The organism is Micromonospora lacuserhaii, from assembly GCF_036902735.1.
Lineage (GTDB): Bacteria > Actinomycetota > Actinomycetes > Mycobacteriales > Micromonosporaceae > Micromonospora.
In genome coordinates this window covers 1-19,749 of the sequence record NZ_JBAKHO010000075.1, presented here as the reverse complement: position 1 = coordinate 19,749, position 19,749 = coordinate 1, and the positions used below count along the sequence as shown (strand labels likewise).

The 19,749-nt window shown below is 75.7% G+C and carries 15 protein-coding genes; 13 read left to right on the top strand and 2 right to left on the bottom strand.

Going from position 1 to position 19,749, the window contains the following annotated elements; translation table 11 throughout:
* The first annotated feature begins 2,105 nt into the window (after positions 1 to 2,105).
* Together V6U81_RS27230 and V6U81_RS27225 are read left to right on the top strand one after the other, a co-directional pair.
* Entirely contained in the window at positions 2,106 to 3,050 is a 945-nt protein-coding gene (locus V6U81_RS27230) for a tetratricopeptide repeat protein (RefSeq protein ID WP_334493596.1), read from the top strand.
* Positions 3,047 to 4,069 carry an HAD-IIA family hydrolase gene (locus tag V6U81_RS27225; protein WP_334493593.1) on the top strand — a complete coding sequence of 341 codons (1,023 nt, stop codon included), beginning with the start codon at positions 3,047 to 3,049 and terminating at the stop codon, positions 4,067 to 4,069. The genes V6U81_RS27230 and V6U81_RS27225 overlap by 4 nt, the downstream gene beginning before the upstream one ends.
* Before the next feature lie 21 nt (positions 4,070 to 4,090).
* On the opposite strand, the gene V6U81_RS27220 is transcribed toward V6U81_RS27225, so the two are convergent.
* Entirely contained in the window at positions 4,091 to 4,426 is a 336-nt protein-coding gene (locus V6U81_RS27220; RefSeq protein ID WP_334493590.1) for an SCP2 sterol-binding domain-containing protein, read from the bottom strand.
* A 115-nt stretch (positions 4,427 to 4,541) separates the two neighbouring features.
* Between V6U81_RS27220 and V6U81_RS27215 the strand changes: the two genes are divergently transcribed.
* The 5 genes from V6U81_RS27215 (at position 4,542) to V6U81_RS27195 (ending at position 11,333) form a co-directional block, all read left to right on the top strand.
* On the top strand, positions 4,542 to 5,156 hold the full coding sequence (locus tag V6U81_RS27215; RefSeq protein ID WP_334493587.1) for a phasin family protein: 615 nt from the start codon (positions 4,542 to 4,544) through the stop codon (positions 5,154 to 5,156).
* A 22-nt stretch (positions 5,157 to 5,178) separates the two neighbouring features.
* Positions 5,179 to 5,415, top strand: a complete 237-nt coding sequence (locus V6U81_RS27210; protein ID WP_334493585.1) for a hypothetical protein — start codon at positions 5,179 to 5,181, stop codon at positions 5,413 to 5,415.
* A gap of 20 nt (positions 5,416 to 5,435) precedes the next feature.
* The gene (locus V6U81_RS27205; RefSeq protein ID WP_334493582.1) at positions 5,436 to 6,296 is read left to right on the top strand and encodes a TlyA family RNA methyltransferase; all 861 of its coding nucleotides are present in this window, start codon (positions 5,436 to 5,438) and stop codon (positions 6,294 to 6,296) included.
* Between the two features lie 106 nt (positions 6,297 to 6,402).
* Positions 6,403 to 7,287, top strand: coding sequence for an NAD kinase (locus V6U81_RS27200; protein ID WP_334493579.1), 885 nt, complete (start codon positions 6,403 to 6,405; stop codon positions 7,285 to 7,287).
* 314 nt (positions 7,288 to 7,601) lie between these two features.
* Positions 7,602 to 11,333, top strand: coding sequence for a S8 family serine peptidase (locus V6U81_RS27195; RefSeq protein ID WP_334493576.1), 3,732 nt, complete (start codon positions 7,602 to 7,604; stop codon positions 11,331 to 11,333).
* 182 nt (positions 11,334 to 11,515) lie between these two features.
* On the opposite strand, the gene V6U81_RS27190 is transcribed toward V6U81_RS27195, so the two are convergent.
* Positions 11,516 to 12,514 (bottom strand): HTH domain-containing protein, encoded by a 999-nt coding sequence (locus tag V6U81_RS27190; RefSeq protein WP_334493574.1) that lies wholly within the window; start codon positions 12,512 to 12,514, stop codon positions 11,516 to 11,518.
* 81 nt (positions 12,515 to 12,595) lie between these two features.
* Here V6U81_RS27190 and recN point away from each other — a divergent pair, with 81 nt between their 5' ends.
* The 6 genes from recN to V6U81_RS27160 form a co-directional block, all read left to right on the top strand.
* Positions 12,596 to 14,353: a DNA repair protein RecN gene (recN, locus tag V6U81_RS27185; protein WP_334493572.1), complete on the top strand. Its 1,758-nt coding sequence runs from the start codon at positions 12,596 to 12,598 to the stop codon at positions 14,351 to 14,353.
* A gap of 119 nt (positions 14,354 to 14,472) precedes the next feature.
* Positions 14,473 to 15,651, top strand: coding sequence for a putative cytokinetic ring protein SteA (gene steA / locus V6U81_RS27180; protein ID WP_334493569.1), 1,179 nt, complete (start codon positions 14,473 to 14,475; stop codon positions 15,649 to 15,651).
* A 28-nt stretch (positions 15,652 to 15,679) separates the two neighbouring features.
* Positions 15,680 to 16,618, top strand: a complete 939-nt coding sequence (locus V6U81_RS27175; protein WP_334493566.1) for a copper transporter — start codon at positions 15,680 to 15,682, stop codon at positions 16,616 to 16,618.
* Positions 16,619 to 16,694: 76 nt separating this feature from the next.
* Positions 16,695 to 17,540, top strand: coding sequence for a hypothetical protein (locus tag V6U81_RS27170; protein ID WP_420884097.1), 846 nt, complete (start codon positions 16,695 to 16,697; stop codon positions 17,538 to 17,540).
* 1 nt (position 17,541) lies between these two features.
* On the top strand, positions 17,542 to 19,236 hold the full coding sequence (gene murJ, locus V6U81_RS27165) for a murein biosynthesis integral membrane protein MurJ (protein WP_334493563.1): 1,695 nt from the start codon (positions 17,542 to 17,544) through the stop codon (positions 19,234 to 19,236).
* On the top strand, positions 19,233 to 19,749 hold a 517-nt coding region (locus V6U81_RS27160; RefSeq protein WP_334493560.1), incomplete at its 3' end, for a glycosyltransferase. The genes murJ and V6U81_RS27160, both read left to right, overlap by 4 nt.

Sequence of the window (19,749 nt, the reverse complement as noted above, 5' to 3'; positions counted from 1 at the left end):
GCCCTCCAGCGCCGATGGTACTGCACTCGGGAGGGTGTGGGAGAGTAGGACGCCGCCGGACAAACATTCCAGTCGAGGGCCGCCCCATGAGGGTCGGCCCTCGACTGCGTAGCGCCGTTGGTGGCGCAATGAGGAAGGATGTACCTGTGAGTTCAGGACCGCAGGGCGGAGACCGTCCGCGCCGCCACGACGACCGTACCGACCGACCCCAGGGACGCGGCGACAGCCCGCGTCGCGATGACCGGCCCCCTTACCGTGGCGACCGCGACGACCGCGGTGGCGCCCCGCGCGGTGGTGCCGACCGGGGTGGACGCGACGGCGGATTCCGCGGCGGCGACCGGCGTGAAGGTGGCTTCCGGTCGGGTCCGCGCGATGGTGACTCCCGTTCGGGCGGCTTCCGCGGCGGTGACTCCCGTGAGGGTGGTTTCCGCGGCGGTGACCGTCGTGAGGGTGGCTTCGGCGGCGGCCAGCGTCGTGAAGGCGGCGCCGGTGGTGGAGACCGTCGTGAGGGCGGCTTCCGTTCCGGGCCTCGTGACGGTGACTCCCGTTCGGGCGGCTTCCGCGGTGGTGACTCCCGTGAGGGTGGTTTCCGCGGCGGCGAGCGTCGTGAGGGTGGCTTCCGGTCGGGTCCGCGCGATGGTGACTCCCGTTCGGGCGGCTTCCGCGGTGGTGACTCCCGTGAGGGTGGTTTCCGCGGTGGTGACCGTCGTGAGGGTGGCTTCGGCGGCGGACAGCGTCGTGAGGGTGGCTTCGGCGGCGGACAGCGTCGTGAAGGCGGCGCCGGCGGCGGTGACCGTCGTGAGGGCGGCTTCCGGTCGGGACCGCGTGACGGTGACTCCCGTTCGGGCGGCTTCCGCGGTGGTGACTCCCGTTCGGGCGGCTTCCGCGGCGGCGAGCGTCGTGAGGGCGGGTTCCGGTCCGGTCCCCGTGAGGGTGGCTTCCGTGGCGGCGAGTCCCGTGAGGGCGGCTTCCGGGGTGGCGACCGTCGTGAGGGTGGCTTCCGCGGTGGCGACCGCGACGCGGGTGCCCGCGGTGGCGAGCGTCCGGGCGGTGGCTTCCGCGGTGGTGACTCCCGCGAGGGTGGTTTCCGCGGTGGTGACCGTCGTGAGGGCGGGTTCCGTTCCGGTCCGCGCGAGGGTGGCTTCCGCGGCGGCGACCGCGACGCGGGTGCCCGCGGTGGCGAGCGTCCGAGCGGTGGCTTCCGCGGTGGTGACTCCCGCGAGGGTGGTTTCCGCGGTGGTGACCGTCGTGAGGGCGGGTTCCGTTCCGGTCCGCGCGAGGGTGGCTTCCGCGGCGGCGACCGCGACGCGGGTGCCCGCGGTGGTGAGCGTCCGAGCGGTGGCTTCCGTGGCGGTGACTCCCGCGAGGGTGGCTTCCGCGGCGGCGACCGCGACGCGGGTGCCCGCGGCGGTGAGCGTCCGAGCGGTGGTTTCCGCGGTGGCGACCGGCGCGAGGGTGGCTTCGGCGGCGGCCAGCGCCGTGAGGGTGGCTTCGGCGGCGGCCAGCGCCGTGAGGGTGGCTTTGGCGGCGGTGACCGTCGCGAAGGCGGCGGTGAGCGCCGTGAGGGTGGCTTCCGCGGTGGCGATTCCCGTGAGGGTGGCTTCCGCGGTGGTGAGCGTCCGAGCGGTGGCTCCCGTGGCGGTGACTCCCGTGAGGGTGGTTTCCGCGGCGGCGAGCGTCGTGAGGGTGGCTTCCGCGGCGGTGACCGTCGTGAAGGCGGCTTCGCTGGCGACCAGCGTCGTGAGGGTGGTGCTGGCGGCGGTGAGCGTCGCGAGGGCTTCCGGGGCGGCGACGCCCAGCGGCCCGACCGGGGCGGCGAGCGTCGCCCGTACGGCGACCGCCAGGGTCGGGAGGACCGTCCGGGCTTCGACGACCGGCGTCGCGAAGGCGGGTTCGGCCCGGACCGCGAGCGGCGGGACGAGGTCGAGGGCGGGCGTACGGCCGCGCCGGCGCTGCCGGACGAGATCTCCGCGAGCGACCTCGACACGGCCGTCCGCGCCGAGCTTCTGTCGCTGAACAAGCCGGTGGCGGAGACCGTCGCCCGGCACCTGGTCGCGACCGGCCAGCTGATCGACGAGGACCCGGCCGAGGCACTGGCCCACGCCATGGCGGCGCGCCGCATGGCCTCGCGGATCTCCGCGGTGCGTGAGGCGGTCGGCCTGGCCGCGTACCACGCGGGGGAGTGGCAGACGGCCATCGCCGAGCTGCGCACCTATCACCGGATGAGCGGCCTGCAGAGTCACCTGGCCGTGCTCGCCGACTGCGAGCGGGCGCTGGGGCGTCCGGAGCGGGCCATCGACCTGTTCCGCGGCGCCGACCAGGAGAAGCTCGACCAGGCCACCGCCATCGAGCTGCTGATCGTGGCGGCCGGTGCCCGGGGTGACCTCGGCCAGAAGGACGCCGCCGTGGCGATGCTCCAGGTCCGGGAGCTGACCGCCGACTCGACCGAGCCGTGGACGGCCCGGCTGCGCTACGCGTACGCCGACGCGCTTCTCGCGGTCGGCCGTCGCGAGGAGGCCCGGGAGTGGTTCTCCCGCGCCGCCGACTCGGACACCGAGGGGGAGACCGACGCCGCGGAGCGGCTGCTCGAGCTCGACGGCGTGGTGATCGAGGGCGACGAGGAGGACGACGAGTCGGCCGAGGAGATCGCCACCGGTCCGGGTGCTCCCGGCGCGGTGCCGGCCCGGCCGGACGCCGACCTGTCCACCGCCGACCAGCGGGACGACGAGGACCTCGACGAGGACGACGACGAGGACGACGACGAGGACGACGACCTCGACGAGGACGAAGATGACCTCGACGACGAGGACGACGACCTCGACGACGAGGACGAGGACGACGACGACCGGGACACCGACGAGGACGACCTCGACGCCGACGGGCTCACCGACGACGAGCTCACCGACGGTGAGGCCGCCGAGCGGGCCGACGACGCGCCGGCAACCGCCGAGCCGACCGGTCGGGGTCCGGACGACGACCCGGCTGCCGCCGGGGACGCGTCCACCGACCGCCGCGGGTCGGAGTCGGAGTCGGAGTCGGACCAGCGATGACGGAGGTCGCCGGGGATCGGTTGGTTGACGGGTACGCCCAGGTCGTCTTCGACCTGGACGGTGTGATCTACCTGATCGACCGGCCGATCCCCGGCGCGGTCGACGCCGTCGGCCGGCTGCGGGCCGACGGCCGCGCGGTGGCGTTCGCGACCAACAACGCCTCCCGCCGCTCCAGCGAGGTCGCCGACCTGCTCACCGGGATGGGCGTGCCGGCCGAGCCGCAGGAGGTGTTCACCTCCGCGGCGGCCGCCGCCGAGCTGCTGCGGGACCGGCTGCCGGCCGGCGCCGCCGTGCTGGTGGTCGGGGCGGAGGCGCTGCGCGCCGAGATCCGCGCCGTGGGCCTCACCCCGGTCGCGAAGGCCGACGAGTCACCCGCCGCGGTGGTGCAGGGGTACGGGCCGCAGGTGGGCTGGGTGGACCTGGCCGAGGCGTCGGTCGCGATCCGGGCCGGCGCCATCTGGGTCGCCACCAACACCGACCGCACCCTGCCCAGCGGCCGGGGCCCGTTGCCGGGCAACGGCTCGCTCGTGGCGGCGCTGCGGCACGCCCTGGACCGTGCGCCCGACCTGGTGGTCGGCAAGCCGGAGCCGGCGCTGTTCGCCACCGCCGCCCGACGGGCCGGCGAGGGGCGGACCCTGGTGGTCGGCGACCGGCTCGACACGGACATCGAGGGCGCCCGCCGCGCCGGGCTGGACAGCCTGCTGGTACTCACCGGCGTGAGCGACGTCGCCGAGCTGCTGACCGCTCCCGAGGGGCGGCGACCGACGTACGTCTCGGCGGACCTGGCCGGGCTCTTCGACCCGGCGGCGGTGGTGTCGGTGCCGGGACGACCGGATTCCGGCGGCTGGTCCGCGACGGTGGTCGACGGCGGGCTGGAGCTGCGGGGTGCGGGACGGCCGCTGGACGCGTTGGCGGCGCTCTGCGCGGTGGCCTGGTCGCGGACCGGGGGCGCGTCCGACGTGCGGCCGGGCTCTCCGGAGGCGGAACGGGCCCTCGAGGCCCTCGGTCTGGCGGACTGACCCGCCCCGGCACCGGCCCCGTCAGAGCAGCTTGCGCAGTTTCATCAGATCGAACGGGTTCGCCTTGATGGAGACCCGCCGGGAGGCGAGCGCCCTGGTGACGTCGAGCTGACCGTGCACCAGCGCGACCAGGTCGTTGCTGTTGGTGACCAGTGCGATCTTGGCCTTCGGGTCGTCGCCGTCGCTCAGGTCGACCAACCGGCCACCGGCGATCCGGCCGTGGAACGCGGTCTCGAGATCGGTGATTCGGCAGGCGAGCGTCCGGTCGAGGTCGATCTTGTCCTGCACGTCGGCGTGCCGGTCCAACCGGGCGGCCAGGTCCTGCAACGCCTGCCGGCACTCGTCCACGCTGGCCACATCCCGCTCCTCATCGCACGCCACGCCGTTCCCCGGCACCGTACCCCAATGGACCTCTCGGGGCGCCCGGTAGCGTGAGACCTGCACACCCCCGCCCCCACGGAAGGACTCAGGTATGCAGGACGCGTGGCGCGCCTACCTCGAGCTGGCGATGGGCCTGACGGAGGCGCCCCGGAAGCGGGCCCAGGACGCCGTACGGCGACTGGTCGGCACCGGCGGCGCCACCGCCGCCCAGGTCCAGGCGCTCGCCGAGGAACTCGTCTCCACCGGCGCGGCCAACCGCGAGGCGCTCACCAAGCTGGTCCGCTTCGAGGTGGACCGGACCCTCGGCGCGGTGGGGCTGGCCACCGCCGACGAGGTGGCCGAGCTGACCCGCCGGGTGCACGAACTGGAACGCCAGCTGCGCGAGGCCAAGGCCGGCCCCAACCCGCTGCTCCCGGGCGCTCCGGCGGCCGCACCCGGCGCCGTGCCGCCGGCCGGCCCGGCCGCGACGGTGGCGCCCGAGTCCGGCGCGGGTGCGTCCGGAGCACCCGCCCCCGCCGCCGGTACGTCGGTCTCCGCCGGTCCGGTCACCCCACCCACCAAGGCGGTGGCGAAGAAGACCGTGGCGAAGAAGGCCATCGCGAAGAAGCCGCCGGCCGCGGTGAGCACCACCGACGGTCCGGCGCCGGCGGCCCGGCCGGTGAAGAAGGCCGTCCCGCGCAAGCGCACCACCGGCGGGGACGAGTGACCGCCGCCGGCCGGAGCCGGTCGTGACCGCCCCGTACCGGCCCGGTCCGCCGCCGGGGCCACGTCCGGGCCCGCCGCCCGGCGCCCGGCCCGGTCCGCCGCCGGACGTCGACCTGGACGACGCCCACCACCCCGCCGTCGACGCCGCCGTGCAGGCGATGATCAACGCCGAGGGACTGCCCCCGGCCGACCAGATCGCCCAGTACGAGGCGGCGTACCAGACGCTGCGGGAAACCCTCGCCACCATCGACCAGTCCTGAACCGACCGGAGAACCACCCCATGGCACGTCGTACCCGGCTCGACGCCGAACTCGTCCGTCGCGGCCTGGCCCGCTCCCGGGAGCAGGCCGGCGCGCTGGTGGAGGCCGGCCGGGTTCAGCTGCGTGGGGTGGTGGCGCGCAAGGCCGCGGCGATGGTCGACCCGGCCGACCCGCTGCTGGTCACCGGCGAGGACCCCGCCGCCGAGTACGTCTCCCGGGGCGGGCACAAGCTGGCCGGCGCGCTCGCCGCGTTCGCGCCGGGCGGGCTGACCGTCGCCGGCCGGCGCTGCCTCGACGCGGGCGCCTCCACGGGCGGCTTCACCGACGTGCTGCTGCGCGCCGACGCCGCCGAGGTGGTGGCCGTGGACGTCGGCTACGGCCAGCTCGCCTGGCCGCTGCGCACCGACGAGCGGGTCCGGGTCCTCGAGCGGACCAACGTGCGCACCCTCACCCCGGAGCTCATCGGTGGCGAGGTCGACCTGACCGTCGCCGACCTGTCGTTCATCTCGCTGCGGCTGGTGCTGCCGGCGCTCGCCGGCTGCACCCGGGCCGACGGCGATCTCGCGCTGATGGTCAAGCCGCAGTTCGAGGTGGGCAAGGAGCGGGTCGGCGCCGGCGGCGTGGTCCGTGACCCGGCGCTGCGGGCCGAGGCGGTGCTCGACGTGGCGGCCGCGGCGGCCGGGCTCGGGCTCGGCCTGGCGGACGTGGCGGCCAGCCCGCTGCCCGGGCCGAGCGGCAACGTCGAGTTCTTCGTATGGTTACGCCGGGACGCACCGCCGGCCGACCCGGACCGGGTACGGGCCGTGGTGGCAGCGGGACCGGAGGGTCCGGCGCCGTCCGGCGACCTGCCGGACGCGACCACCGAGGAGGTGGCAGGGTGAGCGCGGTGGGCGCGTGGCGGGGCCACGTGATCGTGGCGGAGAGGCGGGACCCGGTGGGCTTCAGGGACTCGGCGAGCCGGGTCGGCACCGACGGGCGGTCCTCCCGGTGAGCCGGACCGCTCTGCTGGTGACGCACACCGGGCGGCGACGCAGCACCGAACACGCCCGTGCGGTCGCCGCGGACCTGATCAGCGCCGGCTTCGAGGTACGGGTGGTGGCCGAGGAGGCCGACGACCTGGACCTGCCCGGCGTGGTGCCGGTGACCGGCCCCGAGGCGGCCGAGGGCGCCGAGATCGTCTTCGCGCTCGGCGGCGACGGCACCTTCCTGCGTGCCGCCGAGCTGGCCCGGCCGGCCAAGGTGCCGCTGCTCGGCATCAATCTGGGCAAGGTCGGCTTCCTCGCCGAGGCGGAGATCAACGACCTCGACGTGGCGGTACGCGACGTGGTCGGGCGTAACTACACCGTGGACGAGCGGCTCACCCTCGACGTCACCGCGGAGTTCGAGGGCGGGCCGACCATCGAGTCCTGGGCGCTGAACGAGATCAGCGTCGAGAAGGGCGAGCGGGCCCAAATGCTGGAGCTGCTCGTCGACGTGGACGGCCGCCCGCTGTCGCGGTACGGCTGCGACGGCGTGGTCTGCGCCACCCCCACCGGTTCCACCGCGTACGCCTTCTCCGGCGGCGGTCCGGTGGTCTGGCCCGAGGTGGAGGCGTTGCTGCTGGTGCCGATCAGCGCGCACGCGCTGTTCAGCCGCCCACTGGTCACCGCGCCGACCTCGACCTTCGTCATCACCGTGGACCCGTTCACCACCCTGGCCGTGCTCAGCTGCGACGGCCGGCGGGTCTTCGACCTGCCCCCGGGCGCCAAGGTGACGGTGCGGCGGGGGGCCCTGCCGGTGCGCATCGTGCGGCTGCGGGACCGGCCGTTCACCGACCGGCTGGTCGCCAAGTTCGACCTTCCGGTGCAGGGCTGGCGCGGCAGTCGCCGCTGACCGGCCCGTCCCGACCACCGCCGTCCGACCGGGCGGGAGCCACGGCTCCCGCCCGGTTCGCGCGTTCACCCGCCCACGCCCCGACGGTCCTCGCCCCGCCCCGCGCCACATCGCCCGGGCTCGGCCCACGCCGACCGCTGTCGTCGGGTGACGTGCTGTCACCGCAGGTCGGCGGCGTCCACCCCGGTCGTGTCCAGCTGGCGACATGTCGCCGGTGCGGCGGGTCCGGGGTAGTGACCCGCGGTTGATCTCCATCGCAGACTCCGACTGGCCGCCGGCGCGCCGGCGGCCGAGCCGTCAGCGAAGGAGTATCCATGAACTGGCCCCCGCGTTGGTTCGCCCTCGGCGCCGCCGCCGTGCTGGTGACCGGCGTCGCCGCCCCGGCGTCCGCCGAACCGCCGCCCCCGCCGTCCCGACCGGCCCCGCCGGCCACCACCGGTGGACCGGCCCCGGCCCGGGTCACCCTGATCACCGGTGACGTCGTCGAGCTGGACCGGGCCGCCCCCGGCCGGACGGCGGCCACCGTCCGGCCCGCGGCCGGCCGCGAGCAGGTCAGCTTCCACACCCTCTCCGTCGACGGGCAGCTCCGGGTGCTTCCCAGCGACGTCGTGCCGTACCTGGCCAGCGGGGTGCTCGACCCGAACCTGTTCGACGTCGAGGAGCTCGTCGCGGACGGCTACGGCGACGCCGCCGCCGGCCGGTTGCCGCTGATCGTCCGCTACCGCGACGGCAGCGGGGAACGGGCCGGCGCGTTCGCCGCCGCCGCCGCGACCGACGTACGCCCGCTGCCGAGCATCGACGGCGCCGCCCTCGCGGTCGGCAAGAGCGACCTGGCCGGCCTCTGGTCGCAGCTGCACACCCCGCAGGCCGGGCGGGCCGCCGCCACCGAGAGCGGCCGGCTCGGCGCCGGCATCGAACGGATCTGGCTGGACGGCCGGGTCCGGCCGGTGCTGGACCGCAGCGTGGCGCAGATCGGCGCGCCGGCCGCCTGGGCCGCCGGCCGGGACGGCGCCGGGGTCGAGGTCGCGGTGCTGGACACCGGCGTCGACGCCGGCCACCCCGACCTGGCGGGACGGATCGCCGACAGCCGGGACTTCACCGACAGCGGCAGCGTCGCCGACGGGCACGGCCACGGCACCCACGTCGCGTCCACCATCGCCGGCAGCGGCGCCGCCGCCGGCGGCACCCGCAAGGGCGTCGCCCCGGGCGCCCGGCTGCTGGTCGGCAAGGTGCTCGACAACTACGGCAGCGGGTACGACTCGTGGATCATCGCGGGCATGGAGTGGGCGGCCCACTCGGGCGCCCGGGTGGTCAGCATGAGCCTCGGCGGCGCGCCCACCGACGGTACCGACCCGATGAGCCAGGCCGTCAACGACCTCACCGCCGAGACCGGCACCCTGTTCGTGGTGGCCGCCGGCAACTCCGGCGCGGACTACAGCGTCGGGGCGCCCGGCGCGGCGGACGCGGCCCTCACCGTGGGCGCCGTGGACCGGGACGACGCGCTGGCCGAGTTCTCCAGTCGCGGTCCCCGGTTGGGCGACAACGCGGTCAAGCCGGAGATCACCGCGCCCGGCGTCGGCATCGTCGCCGCCCGGGCGGCCGGCACCACGATGGGTTCGCCGGTCGACGACCGGTACACCGCGGCGTCCGGCACCTCGATGGCCACCCCGCACGTGGCCGGCGCCGCCGCGATCCTGGCCCAGGATCACCCCGACTGGCGGGCCGCCCAGCTCAAGGACGCCCTGGCGAGCACCGCCCGGGCGACCGCCGGGCAGACCGTGTTCGCGCAGGGCGCCGGCCGGGTCGACGTGGCCCGGGCGTACGGCCAGCGGGTCTACGCCTCGGCGGTGGCCGACTTCCGCCGGATCGAGCCCGGCACCACCGGTGACGGGCTGCGCCGCGAGGTGGCGTACACCAACGCCGGCGGCGTCGCCCAGACCCTGCGCCTGCGGCTCGACGTCCGCAACATCGACCGTGGCGCCGACGAGCCGGACGGCTTCGCCCTCGGCGGCGACCAGGTGACCGTGCCGGCCGGCGCGACCGTGCGGGTGCCCGTCACCGCCGACCCGGCGAAGCTGGACCGCGGCCGGCACGGCGGCTGGCTGATCGCCACCGGCGCCGACGGCATCGAGACCCGGACCGCGCTGGCGGCCACCCTGAGCGGCCCCCGGCACACGGTCACCCTGCGCGCGGTGGATCGGGCGGGCCGGCCGACCGGCGTCCCCGTGGTCTCCCTCTTCGGCGAGCAGCCCGAGTCGGACAGCCTCGGCTGGATCGCCGAGGGCGGACAGGTCACGTTCACCGTCGAGGAGGGCCCGTACCTGCTGCACGCGCTGATCGAGGACGGCGTCCCGCTGGACGAGCAGTCGACCCTGGTCGTCGATCCGCAGCTGCCGGTGAACCGGGACCTGGAGATCGTGCTGGACGCCCGCAAGGGCACTCCGGTGCGGATCGAGACGCCGCGCCCCGCCGAGCAGCAGACCACCCTCGCGTACTACGCGCACCGGGTGTTCGGCAACGGCCGGCAGGTCGACCACGGGGTGATGCAGTTCAGCACCGTCCAGCAGCTCAACGTCACGCCGACCCGCCGGGCGACCGAGGGCGAGTTCGAGTTCGCCTCCCGCTGGCAGTTGGTGGCGCCCATGGTGGACGCCCAGGTGACCGGGGTGACCGGGCCGCTGGACGTGAACCTGCTCTACCAGTCGCCGGACGCCGACCTGCGCCGCGATCTGCGGCTGGTCGACGCGGGCACCGGCGCGCCGAACGAGCTGACCGGGGTCCGCGACGCCGCGGCGCTGATCTCGGTCAGCCCCGGCCGGTCCGAGGAGGAGCAGATCGCCGCCGCGGCCGCCACCGGCGCCGCCGCGGTGATGATCGTCCGGCCCGCCGACTGGAGCGCCTGGACCGCGTGGCGGCCGCTCGGCGACCGGTTCCCGGTGCCGGCCGTGGTGCTGCCGTACGACGACGGGCAGCGGGTGCTGGCGGCGGCGAGGACCGGCCAGGCCCGGGTGCGGCTCGCCATCACCATCTCCAGCCCCTACCTGTACGACGTCTTCCAGGTGTCCCGCCAGCAGGTGCCGGCGACGGTGGTGCACCGGGTCACCGCCGACAACTCGGTCCGGCTGACCAGCCGGTACGTCGACACCGGCGGCTTCGCCTGGGCCAAGGAGCAGCGGTTCGGCTGGCGGCCCTGGCAGTCCGTCGCGCTGGAGTCGCAGCGGATCGTGCGAACCGGGACCGAACGCGAGGAGTGGGTCAGCGCCGGGGACTCGCTGTGGCGGCAGTGGGCCAGCCACCTCTACGTGTGGGACGAGATGGGCCCGATGCTCAGCGGGGCGAGCGAACCGCTGCGCCGGTACACCGGCGGGACCCACGCCACCCAGAGCTGGTTCGCACCGGTGGTCCGCCCGGCCCTGGCTGGCGGCGGCGCGTCGGCGGCGCGCCGGACCGGTGACGTGCTCGACCTGCGGGTGGCGCCGTTCGTGGACGCCGACGGGCACTGGGCGGGCGGTGAGCCGGACGACGCCGTGCAGGCCGTCCTGTCCCGCGACGGCGCGCCGATCGCCGACCTCTCCACCGGCTGGGCGCCGGTCACCACCACGCCGGACGCCGCGCGGTACCGGCTGGAGCTGACCACCGACCGCCCCGCCGAGGAGTGGCGCTGGGCGGGGCAGACCAGCACCGCCTGGGAGTTCACCTCGGCCCGACCCACCGGACCGGACGCCGCGCCGCTGCCGCTGCTCCAGCTGGACTACCGGGTCCCGACCGACCTGTCCGGCACCGTCGCCGGCGACCGGCCGCACACGGTCCGGCTCGCGCTGCGCCACCAGGCCGGCCTTCCGGCCCCCACCGGCACCGCCGTCACCGTCGACGTCTCCTTCGACGGCGGCGCGCACTGGCGACGCGTCCCGGTCCACGGGGCGGGCACGGCGTACGAGGCGACCGTGCCGGCCGGCGTGGGGAGCGTGTCGCTGCGGGTCCGGGCCACCGACGGCGCGGGCAGCACGATCGAGCAGTCCGTGATCGGGGCGTACGGGCTGCGCTGAGACGACGCCCGCGCGGACTTCCCCCCCCTTTCCGCGCGGGCGTCCCGTCGGGTCGCCGTGGTTCCGCCAGGGGGTGGTGGGAACCACGGCGGCGTCCCGGCCGGTGGCCCGGCACGGTCCCGCCTTCGGGTGGCGGTGACTCCTCCGGCGTCACCCGCCGGTGGTACGGGGTGTCGGGGAGGTCAGAGCCAGCCGCGGCGCGCGGCCTGGTACGCCAGGCCCGGCCGGGTGTCCACCCCGGCCAGGGTCATCAGGTCGGCGAGCCGCCGCTGGATGGTGCGGCGGCTCACCCCGAGCTGAGAGGCGATGGACTTGTCCGGCACCCCGGCCACGAAGAGCGAGAGCAGCAGCCGTTCGTCGGCGTCCGGGCCGCCGTCGGCGATCGGCGCCGCCCCGGGCAGCAGCGGGGTGGCCGCGTGCCAGTGGCTGTCGAAGAGGGCCAGCAGCGCGTCGAGCAACTGGCTGCGGCCGATCACCGCCGCGCTGGGCTCGCCGCTGGCCCGGTCGGGCACCAGCGGGCAGATCGCGGTGGTCCGGTCGGCCACGGCGAGGCGGACCGGGAGCAGGTTGGTGATCCGGGCCTGCTCGCCGCTGCGGACCGCCTTCTCCACGTCGACCAGCGCGCCCGGCTCGGCCAGCAGCTCCCGCTCGTAGATCGCCCGGTAGCTCACCCCGCGGGCCAGCGCGGCGAACTCCTCCACGTTCTCCGGCCCGGGCATGGCCAGCGGGTTGGCCCGGCAGAACCAGAGCACCTCCGTCCGGGCGTCGTCCTGCAACCGCCGCAGCCGGCCGCGCAGCGCGTCGGTGCCGGTGACGATCTCCACCAGGTGGTCGGCGTCGTGCCGCCGTACGCCGGCCCGGTACTCCTCGGTGAGCTGGGCGACCCGGCGGCGGGCGGCCTCCAGGGACTGCTGCTGGCGCAGCAGCTCGTCGCCGAGGGCCACGTCCGGGGGCAGCGGCCGCAACAGCGGGTCGGGCTCGACCCCGGCCGGGGCGACCAGGCCCCGGGCCCGCAGTCCGGCCAGCGCCGCCCCGATCCGCTCGGCGGTCAGCGGCAGTTGCGTCACCAGCTGCGCCCGCCGGGCGGTGGAGAGCCGCAGCAGCGTCCGGTAGACCTGCTCCTCGTCCTCGCCCAGGCCGAGTATCCCCAGCACCTGCCGTCCATCGCTCGAGGAGTCCACGAGCGGTGATGGTACGGCCGGCCGCCGCGCCGCCCGCGCCGGCTGGTCAACTGTCGGTGGCCGCGTCTACTGTCGGGTGCTGTGCTGGAAGAGCTGCGCATCACCGGACTGGGCGTCATCGAGGACACCACACTGCCGTTGACCGGTGGGATGAACGTCATCACCGGTGAGACCGGTGCCGGCAAGACCATGGTGGTGACCGGCCTCGGCCTGCTCTTCGGCGGCCGGGCCGACGCCGGGCGGGTGCGCGCCGAGCCGGGCCGGGCGGTGGTCGAGGGGCGGCTGCGTCTCGTCGGCCGGGTCGCCGCGACCGTGCACGCCCGGATCGGGGAGGCCGGCGGCGAGCCCGACGAGGACGGCTCGCTGCTGATGAGCCGGACGGTCACCGTCGAGGGCCGCTCCCGGGCCCACGTGGGTGGGCGCAGCATGCCGGTGTCGATGCTCGGCGAGGTCGGCGAGCAGGTGGTGGCGGTGCACGGCCAGTCCGACCAGCTGCGGCTGCTGCGGCCGGCCGAGCAGCGGGCGGCGCTGGACCGGTTCGCCGGCGCCGAGCACGAGAAGCTGCTCGACGCGCTCCGCGAGTCGTACGGCCGGTGGCGGCAGGTGGTCGACGACCTGGCCGACCGGCGGCGCAACGCCCGTGCGCGCAACCAGGAGGCCGACCTGCTGCGGCTGGGCCTGGACGAGATCACCCGGGTCGACCCGCAGCCCGGCGAGGACGACGAGCTCAAGACGGAGGCACAGCGGCTGGAGCACGCCGAGGGGCTGCGCGCCGCCGCCCAGCTGGCCCAGCAGTGCGTGGCCGGCGGCGTGGAGGCGGCCGACGACACCCCGGACGCCACCACGCTGCTCGGCGCCGCCCGGCGCACCCTGGAGGCGCAGGCCGGCACCGATCCGGCGCTGGGCGAGCTGGCGCTGCGGCTGGAGGAGGCCGCGACCCTGGTCGGGGACGTCTCCGCGGAGCTGTCGGCGTACCTCGCGGTGCTGGACGCCGACCCGGCCCGGCTCCAGGTCATCTACGAGCGCCGGGCCGCGCTGCGCGCGCTGACCCGCAAGTACGCCGACGACGTCGACGGCGTGGTCGCCTGGGCGGAGCGGGCCCGCACCCGACTGTCCGACCTGGACTCCTCCGACGAACTCCTCGACGAGCTGGACCGGGAGTCGTCCCGCCTCGCCGCCGAGGTGGCCGACCTGGCCGGCCGGGTGTCGGCGTCCCGGCACGAGGCTGCGGTCCGCTTCGCCGAGCAGGTCACCGTCGAACTGGCCGGGCTGGCCATGCCGCACGCCCGGATCGAGGTGGCGGTGGTGCCCCGGGCGGCGGGGAAGGCCGAGCCGACCCTCACCGTCAACGGCGCGACGGCCGGCATCGGCCCGGACGGCGCGGACGAGGTGGAGCTGCGGCTGCTCGCCCATCCGGGCGCGCCGTCGCTGCCGCTGCAGCGTGGCGCCTCGGGCGGCGAGCTGTCCCGGGTGATGCTCGCCATCGAGGTGGTCTTCGCCGGCTCGGGTGGCCCGCCCACGCTGGTCTTCGACGAGGTGGACGCCGGCGTCGGCGGCACCGCGGCGGTGGAGATCGGTCGCCGGCTGGCCCGGCTGGCCCGCAGCCACCAGGTGCTGGTGGTCACCCACCTGCCGCAGGTGGCCGCCTTCGCCGACCGGCACCTGGTGGTGGCGAAGGACACCGGGGGAGCGGTGACGACCAGCGGGGTACGGGTGGTGGAGGACACCGAGCGGGCCCGGGAGCTGGCCCGGATGCTCGCGGGTTTGCCGGATTCCGACCTGGGTATCGCCCATGCCGAGGAGCTCCTGGCCGTCGCCGCCAAGGAAAGGCGGCCCTGAGCGCGGCTATTGTGAGCGCAAGCACACCGGGTCGCGCCCTCGTGTGCTTCCCTGGGTAGGCGGCCCTGCTCAGGCATGTCGCGACAGAGAAGCCTGCCTCACATGCCAGGATGGTCACGATGCGTCTACTTACGTTGCGCCGGAACCGGAACACGGAACCGGGCTCAGTCCTCGGCACCGCGCGCCTCGACCGTCGGACCAAGCGCCTGGCCGGCCGGCTCCGCCCCGGCGACATCGCGGTCATCGACCACGTCGACCTGGACCGGGTCGCCGCCGACTCGCTGGTCGCCGTCGGGGTCGCCGCGGTGCTCAACGCCAAGCCGTCGGTCTCCGGCCGCTACCCGAACCTCGGCCCCGAGGTGCTGGTGGCCGCGGGCATCCCGCTCCTGGACGACCTGGGCGAGGGGATCTTCGAGCGGGTGCGCGAAGGCGACACGATCCGGATCGAGGGCAACACCGTCTTCGTCGGCGACGAGCCGGTGGCGCACGGCGAGCTGCAGGACGCCGAGACCGTGGCCAAGGCGATGGCCGACGCCCGGGAGGGCCTGTCGGTCCAGCTGGAGGCGTTCGCCGCCAACACCATGGACTACCTGCGCCAGGAGCGCGACCTGCTGCTCGACGGGGTGGGCGTACCGGACATCCAGACCCAGATGCGGGGTCGGCACTGCCTGATCGTGGTCCGCGGCTACGACTACAAGGCCGACCTGGACGTGCTGCGCCCCTACATCCGGGAGTTCAAGCCGGTGCTGATCGGGGTCGACGGCGGGGCCGACGCGCTGGTCGAGGCGGGCTACACCCCCGACATGATCATCGGTGACATGGACTCGGTCACCGACGACGTGCTGCGCTGCGGCGCCGAGGTGATCGTGCACGCGTACCCGGACGGGCGGGCGCCCGGCTTGGCCCGGGTGGAGGGCCTCGGCGTGCCGGCAATCACCTTCCCGGCCGCCGCCACCAGCGAGGACCTGGCCATGCTGCTCGCCGACGAGAAGGGCGCGTCGCTGCTGGTGGCCGTCGGCACCCACGCCACCCTGGTGGAGTTCCTCGACAAGGGCCGCGGCGGCATGGCCTCGACCTTCCTCACCCGGCTCAAGGTCGGCGGCAAGCTGGTCGACGCCAAGGGCGTCAGCCGGCTCTACCGGCAGAGCATCTCCGGTTCGTCGCTGCTGCTGCTGGTCCTCTCGGCGGTCGCCGCGATGGCCTCCGCGGTGGCGGTCTCCACCGTCGGGAAGGCCTATTTGGGCGTGGTCTCCGAGTGGTGGGACAATTTCGTGTTCCAGCTCGGCCAGCTCTTCTAGCTCCCCGACCGATCAAGAGGCTGCAAGCGTGATCAACTTCCGGTACCACGTGGTGTCCCTGACCGCGGTCTTCCTGGCGTTGGCCATCGGGCTGGTGGTCGGCACGGCCGCCCTCAACGGCCCGGTGGCGGACTCGCTCAAGGAGAACGTCAACGCGCTGCGCAAGGACAACCAGCAGATGCGCCAGTCGGTCAACAGCATGCAGAAGGAGCTGGAGCTCGAGGAGGAGTTCGCCGCCCAGATGGCGCAGGTCTACCTGCCGGGCAAGCTCGCCGGCAAGCGGGTCATGGTGCTGAGCCTGCCCACCGGCCGCGAGCACACCGAGGGCGTGCTGAAGATGCTCCAGCTCGCCGGGGCCAACGTCACCGGCCGGGTCGACGTGCAGGACAAGTTCATCAACCCGGACAACAACACCAACCTGATGGAGCTGGCCGTCACCGCCGCCCGTCCCAGCGCCCCCGCCTCCGCGCTGCCCGGCAACGGCAACGGGGTGGAGACCTCCAGCGCCCTGCTCGCCAGCGTGCTGCTCGACCGGGGCCAGGGCGCCGCGCCGGTCACCGAGGCGGACCGCCGGGCGGTGCTGGCCGCGTACAGCAACGCCGGGTACCTCACCACCGAGGACAAGGTCACCGGGCCGGCCGAGGCCGTCGTGGTGGTCAGCGGGCAGCCGTACGTGGACAAGGACTCCGCCAAGAAGGACGAGTCGGTGGTGAAGATCGCCGAGCAGTTCGACCGGACCGGGGCGATCGTCGTCGGCGGCACCGGCGCCTCCGGCAGCAACCTGGTCGCCGTGGTACGCGGCGACCCGGTGCTCGCCCAGACCATCTCCACCGTCGACAACGCCAACACCACCCAGGGCCAGCTGGTCACCAGCCTCGCCCTGGTGCAGCAGCTCACCGAGAAGAAGGCCGGCCAGTACGGCGTCGGCGACAATGCCGGCTCGCTGCTGCCTAGACTGCCCCAGTGAGCGAACGACGTACCGCGCTGAGCGGAAGCCGCCCGTCCGTCCCCTCCGGCGCCCGGTGAGCGGGGTGGGGCGGCTGATGGCCGCCGCGCTCGGCGCCGCCGGCACCCGGTACGCGCTGCGCGAGATCCGTACCGCGCCGGTCGCCCCCGCGCTGGAGCGGACCAACTTCCGCGGCCGCACCGTCACCCTCGCCGCCGGGCCGGCGCTCGCCGTCGGCGCGTCCGCCGCCGGCGCGCTGGGCGCACCCAGCGTCCCCGCCGGGGCGGCGGCGCTGGTCGCCGGGCTCGGCGCGGGCGCGGTCGGCCTCTACGACGACGTGGTCGGCAACCGCCCCGAGCAGAAGGCCGCCAAGGGCTTCGCCGGGCACCTCGCCGCGCTGCGCGAGGGGCGGGTCACCGCCGGCATGGTCAAGGTCGCCGGGGTGGGCGCGGCCGGGCTCGCCGCGGCCGTCCTGCTCGTCGCCGACCCGACGGTCGCCGGGCACCGCCGCCGCCAGGGCCAGGGCGCGCTGGGGCGCACGGTCGACGTGCTGCTCGGCGCGGGCGTGGTGGCCGGCACCGCCAACCTGCTCAACCTGCTGGACCTGCGCCCCGGCCGGGCCCTGAAGTCCGGCGTGCTGCTCGGCGCCCCGCTGGCCCGCGGCCCGCACGGCGGGCTCGCCGCCGGCGCGGTCGGCGCGGCGTCCGGGCTGCTCGACGAGGACCTCGGCGAGCGGGTGATGGTCGGCGACAGCGGCGCCAACGCCCTCGGCGCGCTGCTCGGGGTCACCCTCGCCGCCCGCAGCGGCCCGGTCGGCCGGGCCGCCGTCCTGGCCGTCCTGGCCGGGCTCACCGCCGCCAGCGAGAAGGTCAGCTTCACCCAGGTGATCCAGCGCACCCCGGTACTGCGTGAGCTCGACGCGGTGGGCCGGCGATCCGACTGACGTGACCAGACCGGCCCCCCTCGCCGGCGCCGGCCGGGTGGCCGGAGCGGCCGCCCTGATCGCCGTCCTCACCGTGGTCGCCCGGCTCGCCGGCTTCGGCCGTACCGCCGTGTTCACCTGGGTCGTCGAACGCAGCGACCTCGGCGGCATGTACGTCATCGCCAACACCGTCCCGAACATCATCTTCGAGATCGTCGCGGGCGGCGCGCTGGCCAGCCTCGTCGTACCGCTGCTCGCCGGACCGGTCGCGGCCGGCGACCGCCGGGCGGTGGCCGCCACCACCGGCGCGCTGCTGACCTGGACGGTGACCCTGCTGGTGCCCCTCGCGGTGCTGGTGGCGCTGCTCGCCGACCCGATCATCTCGGTGCTCGCCGACGCCCGGTCACCGGCGGAGCTGGCCGCCGGCGCGCGGATGCTGCGGGTCTTCGCGCCGCAGCTGCCGCTCTACGGCGTCGGGATCGTGCTGACCGGGGTGCTCCAGGCACACCGGCGCTTCGCCTGGCCGGTGATCGCCCCACTGCTGTCCAGCCTCACCGTGATGGTGGTCTACCTGGCCTTCGGCGTCACCGAGGGGCGGGGCGCCACCGTCGCCGGGGTGAGTCGGGCCGGCGAGCTGGTCCTCTCCGGTGGAACCACCCTCGGCGTGGTCGCGCTGTCGCTGTCCCTGCTGATCCCGCTGCGCCGGCTCGGCCTGCGGCTGCGCCCGGGGTACGCCTTCTCCACCGAGGCCCGGGCCAGGGTCGGCGGGCTGGCCGTGGCCGGCGCGGTCACGGTCACCGCCCAGCAGGCCGCCCTGGTGGTCATCCTGAACCGGGTCTCCGGCGGCCCCACCGGCTCGCCGCAGGTCTACAACCTCGCCCAGACCATGTACCTGCTGCCCTGGGCGGTGCTCGCGGTGCCGCTGGCGGTCGCCGCGTACCCGACGCTCTCCGCCGCCTCGGCGACCGGCGACGAGGACGGCTACCGGCGGACCCTCGCCTCGACGGTCCGTGGGGTGCTGCTGTTCAGCTTCCTCGGCGCGGCGGCCCTGGTCGGCACCGCCGAGCCGGTGGCCCGGTTCTTCTTCGGCGCCGACGGGATCGGGCCGGCCGCCGCCGCGATCGCCGGGTTCGCCCCCGGCCTGGTCGGCTACGGCCTCTTCGCCGTGCTGTCCCGGGCGCTCTACGCCCGCGGCGCCACCCGGGCGGCGACCGCCGCCATCACCACCGGCTGGCTGGTGGTGCCGGTGGTCGCCGTACCCCTGGCGGCGCTGCTGCCCCGGGCCGACCGGGTGCTGGCGGTCACCCTGGCCAACTCGGTCGGCATGCTGGTGCTCGGCGTCCTGCTGCTCGGTGCGGTGCTGCGCGCCGCCGGCCGGCCCGCCCTGGACGGGGCCGCCCGGGCCGGGGGCGCCGGACTGCTCGCCGCCGCGCTCGCCGCCCCCGCCGGAGTGGTCGCCGCCCGGTGGCTGGCCAGCCTCGCCGACGGCACCCCGACGACAGCGGAGGCGCTCGCGCAGGGCATGCTGTCCGGGGCTGTGGTGGGCGTGGTGTTCCTCGCCGTGGCCTGGCTGGCGGACCGGCCGGACCTCCGGCCGCTGCTCGCCGGGGTGCGGCGCCGGCTCGGGCGACGACGGGCGGCCCCGCGGCGCGGCCCGCGAAGCGAGGGCGTACCCCCGGAGCGGGGTGGTGACGGGAAGGAGACGGTGTCCCCATGACCGACCCGACGTCGGCGGCCCGATGGCGCGGCACGGTGGTCCTGCTGCTGGCCTCCAGCACCGGTGGGGTGGGGCAGCACATCCGGTCGGTGGCCCGTCAGATGGCCGCCGCCGGGGTCTCGGTGCTGGTCTGCGGGCCCGCGACCACCCAGGAACAGTTCGACTTCACCGGCGTCGGCGCCCGCTTCGCCCCGGTGGAGATCCCGGCCAGCCCCACCCCGACCGACGCCCGCGCGGTGGTCGCGCTGCGTCGGGCGCTCGCCGCCGAGCAGGTTCAGGTGGTGCACGCCCACGGCCTGCGCGCCGGGCTGGTCGCCGTCCTCGCCCGGCCGGCCGCCCCGCTGGTGGTGACCTGGCACAACGCGGTACTCGCCGGCGGCCTGCGCGGTCAGTTCTCCCGGCTCGCCGAGCGGACCGTCGCGCGCTCCGCCCGGGTCGCCCTGGGCGCCTCCGCCGACCTGGTGGAGCGGGCCGCCGCGCTCGGCGCCGCCGACGCCCGGCTCGCCCCGGTCG

Excerpts from the sequence above, each read along its gene's own strand:
- V6U81_RS27230 (WP_334493596.1), top strand. The coding sequence starts at position 2,106 with ATGGCGGCGCGCCGCATGGCCTCGCGGATCTCCGCGGTGCGTGAGGCG.
- V6U81_RS27225 (WP_334493593.1), top strand. The coding sequence starts at position 3,047 with ATGACGGAGGTCGCCGGGGATCGGTTGGTTGACGGGTACGCCCAGGTC.
- V6U81_RS27215 (WP_334493587.1), top strand. The coding sequence starts at position 4,542 with ATGCAGGACGCGTGGCGCGCCTACCTCGAGCTGGCGATGGGCCTGACG.
- V6U81_RS27205 (WP_334493582.1), top strand. The coding sequence starts at position 5,436 with ATGGCACGTCGTACCCGGCTCGACGCCGAACTCGTCCGTCGCGGCCTG.
- V6U81_RS27195 (WP_334493576.1), top strand. The coding sequence starts at position 7,602 with ATGAACTGGCCCCCGCGTTGGTTCGCCCTCGGCGCCGCCGCCGTGCTG.
- steA (WP_334493569.1), top strand. The coding sequence starts at position 14,473 with ATGCGTCTACTTACGTTGCGCCGGAACCGGAACACGGAACCGGGCTCA.
- V6U81_RS27170 (WP_420884097.1), top strand. The coding sequence starts at position 16,695 with ATGGCCGCCGCGCTCGGCGCCGCCGGCACCCGGTACGCGCTGCGCGAG.